The sequence below is a fragment of the Frankia sp. CcMO1 genome, assembly GCF_977945845.1.
This window is the reverse complement of sequence record NZ_CDWTMG010000090.1, coordinates 1-2,855: the sequence shown is the minus strand read 5'-3', so window position 1 is coordinate 2,855 and position 2,855 is coordinate 1. Positions and strand designations below refer to the sequence as shown.

Genomic DNA, 2,855 nt, shown 5'->3' with positions numbered 1-2,855 from the left:
TGGGTCTGGGTCTGGGTCTGGGTCTGGGTCTGGGTCTGGGTCTGGGTCTGGGTCTGGTAGCCGGCCTGGTCGTCCTGGCATTCACCGAGACCGTGTCGCTGGCCGGCGCCTTCGTCGTGTTTGCGAGTCTGCTGCCCCGGGCCCTCGTGGTCCGTCGGCGGCATGCCCGCATGCATGATCTGCGGGAGCTGTGGCCGGACGTTGTCGACAACCTGTCCAGCGCGGTGCGGGCCGGGATGTCGCTGCCCGAGGGCCTGGCCGCGGTGGGGGTGCGGGGGCCGGTACAGCTGCGACCGGCCTTCACCCGGTTCGGCGAGGACTACAGCGCCACCGGGTCGTTCTCGGCCTGCTTGGACCGCCTTGCCGACGAGCTCGCCGATCCGGTGGCCGACCGCATCATCGAGTCACTGCGGATGGCCCGGGAGGTCGGCGGGACCGACCTCGGCCGGCTGTTGCGCACGCTGTCCACCTTCCTGCGGGAGGACGCCCGCACCCGCGCCGAGCTCGAGACGCGGCAGAGCTGGACGGTGAACGCCGCCCGGCTCGCGCTCGCCGCCCCCTGGATCGTGCTGCTCCTGCTGGCCACCCGGGGGCAGAACGTGCGAGCCTACGACAGCCCGACCGGGGTCCTGGTGCTCGTGGTGGGCGGCGCCGTGTCGGCCCTCGCCTACCTGCTCATGAAGCGGATCGGCCGGTTGCCGGAGGAGGGCCGGGTGCTGCGCGGGGGAGCGGCCGCTGGCCGGGGGGCGGGATCATGACTACGGTCGCCAGCGGTGCGCTGATCGGGTTCCTCGTCGGGCTGGGCCTGGTCATCATCGTCTACCGCTCCCCCCGGGCCCGGCGCATCCACCTCGCTGACCGAATCGATCCCTACCTGCGGGACACCCCCACACCCTCGAGGCTGCTCGAGGACCGGCCGCGGGGGGTGCCGCGGCCGGGTCTCGCCGCGGTCGAGGCGCTCGCGCGCCCGTTACTCGCGGACGCCGCCGGTCGGCTCGACCGTTTCCTGGGGGGCCGGGCCGCCCTGCGACGCCGGCTGACCCAGGCCGGCGGACGGACCAGCATCGAGGAGTTCCGCGTCCAGCAGGTCATCTGCGCGGCCAGCGGGGCGCTGATCGGCGCCCTCCTGCTGGCGCTGCGCGCGCTGCTCCGCGTCGGCCCGCCGACCCTGGTCAGTGTCGCACTGATCGTCGCCGGCACGGCCGGTGGGGTGGTGGCCCGGGACTACTGGCTGTCGCGGGCGATCTCCGAGCGCGAGGACCGGATGCTGCTGGAGTTCCCGACGATCGCCGAGCTGCTGGCGCTCGCGGTGACCGCGGGGGAGTCGGCCATCGGGGCGCTGGAGCGGGTCAGCCGGTTGACCCACGGCGAGCTTGGGCACGAGCTGCGGCTCGCGTTGGCCGACGCCCGCGCCGGGGCCACCCTCGTGCAGGCGTTGGAGGGCATCGCGGCGCGCACGGCGTTGGCACCCCTGGTGCGGTTCGTCGACGGGATGGCGGTCGCGATCGAACGGGGGACGCCGCTGGCGGACATCCTGCGCGCGCAGGCCGTTGACGCGCGTGAGGCGGGCAAGCGGCAGCTGCTAGAGGCCGGTGGCCGCAAGGAGATCGCGATGATGATCCCGGTCGTGTTCCTCGTCCTGCCGACGACCGTGATCTTTGCCTTCTACCCGGCCCTGGTGAGTTTCACCGTGATCGCGCAGTGAGTGCCCGGGGCGCGCAGGTGGCCGCCCGCAGGTGGACGCGTCCGTCCGGCGAGGTCGGATCAGCCAGCCTAAAGGAGGAGACATGGGACGAACAGGGCAGGCCATGAAAGCGAGATGGCGGGCCTGGCGGTCAGCCGTCGCATCGGGCGGCCACCATGATCGCGATCGGGGGGACGTCCCCGGCTGGGTCATGATAACCGTCATGACGGCGGCGCTGGTGGTCGCGATCGCCACCCTGGCGACGCCCGCCCTGCAGAACCTGTTCACCTCGGCCATCAACTCGGTGTCGGGTATCGGCGGTGGCGGCTGAGCTCGCGGCCGCCGCGGGGCCGGACGGGATCGACGGCGGCCCCAGGGGGACCGGGCAGCGACCGGACGCGGTCGAGGACGGCGTCGAGGACGGCTCGGACGCGGCTGACGGCGGATCGGCCGTCGTCGAGTTCATCCTGGTGGGGACGTTGTTGCTCTTCCTGATCCTGGGGATCATCCAGGTCGGCCTGGTGCTGCACATCCGCAACACGCTCGCGGCGGACGCTGCCGAGGGAGCCAGGCACGCGGCCAATCTCGGCGTGCCGGCGAGCGAGGGCGGTCCCTACGCCCAGGCCCTCATCGCGCGGACCATCCCGGGACGGTCCGACGCCGTCTGCACCGGGGCGCAGGTCGACGGGCCGGGTGGCACGCCGCTCGCGGAGGTCACCTGCCGGGTTGCCGTGCCGCTCGTCCTAGTCCCACTGGGCGACGGCATCACGATCACGGTGAAGGGCCACGCACTCAAGGAACTGCCGTGACGAGGGGTGTCGTGGCGGGAGATCGGATCGCGCGGGCGGCCCTGCGCTCCGTGCCGCGGACGATCCTGATGATCAGGACAGGTTGCGTGGCTTCCGTGCGCCGCGTCGGTCGCATTGGTCGCATAGGCCGCGTTGTCTGGCCCGAACGGGCAGGCCCGGCGACCGGGGCCGACGACGGTTCGGCGATGATCGAATTCGTTGGATTGTCCGTCGTGCTGCTCGTTCCGTTCGTCTACCTGTTCCTGTGCGTCTTCGCGGTGCAGCGCGCGGCGTTCGGGGTGACCCAGGCCGCCCGGGAGGCCGGGCGGGCGTTCGCCACCGCGGGCAGCGAGACGCAGGGCATGGACCGGGCACGGCTCGCC

At 72.7% G+C, this 2,855-nt stretch carries 3 protein-coding genes and 1 pseudogene; all 4 read left to right on the top strand.

Annotated elements, in window-relative coordinates; translation table 11 throughout:
- Nucleotides 1–758: type II secretion system F family protein (locus AC08OU_RS12790; protein ID WP_476604964.1), on the top strand; the 758-nt coding region annotated here is incomplete at its 5' end.
- Nucleotides 755–1,705, top strand: a complete 951-nt coding sequence (locus AC08OU_RS12785) for a type II secretion system F family protein (protein WP_476599928.1) — start codon at nucleotides 755–757, stop codon at nucleotides 1,703–1,705. The genes AC08OU_RS12790 and AC08OU_RS12785, both read left to right, overlap by 4 nt.
- Nucleotides 1,706–2,004: 299 nt before the next feature.
- The gene (locus AC08OU_RS12780; RefSeq protein ID WP_476599930.1) at nucleotides 2,005–2,493 is read left to right on the top strand and encodes a TadE/TadG family type IV pilus assembly protein; all 489 of its coding nucleotides are present in this window, start codon (nucleotides 2,005–2,007) and stop codon (nucleotides 2,491–2,493) included.
- Between the two features lie 11 nt (nucleotides 2,494–2,504).
- Nucleotides 2,505–2,855: pseudogene (locus AC08OU_RS12775) on the top strand (hypothetical protein); the annotation flags it as partial.

Coding starts and splice junctions, on each gene's coding strand:
- AC08OU_RS12785 (WP_476599928.1), top strand. CDS start 755: ATGACTACGGTCGCCAGCGGTGCGCTGATCGGGTTCCTCGTCGGGCTG.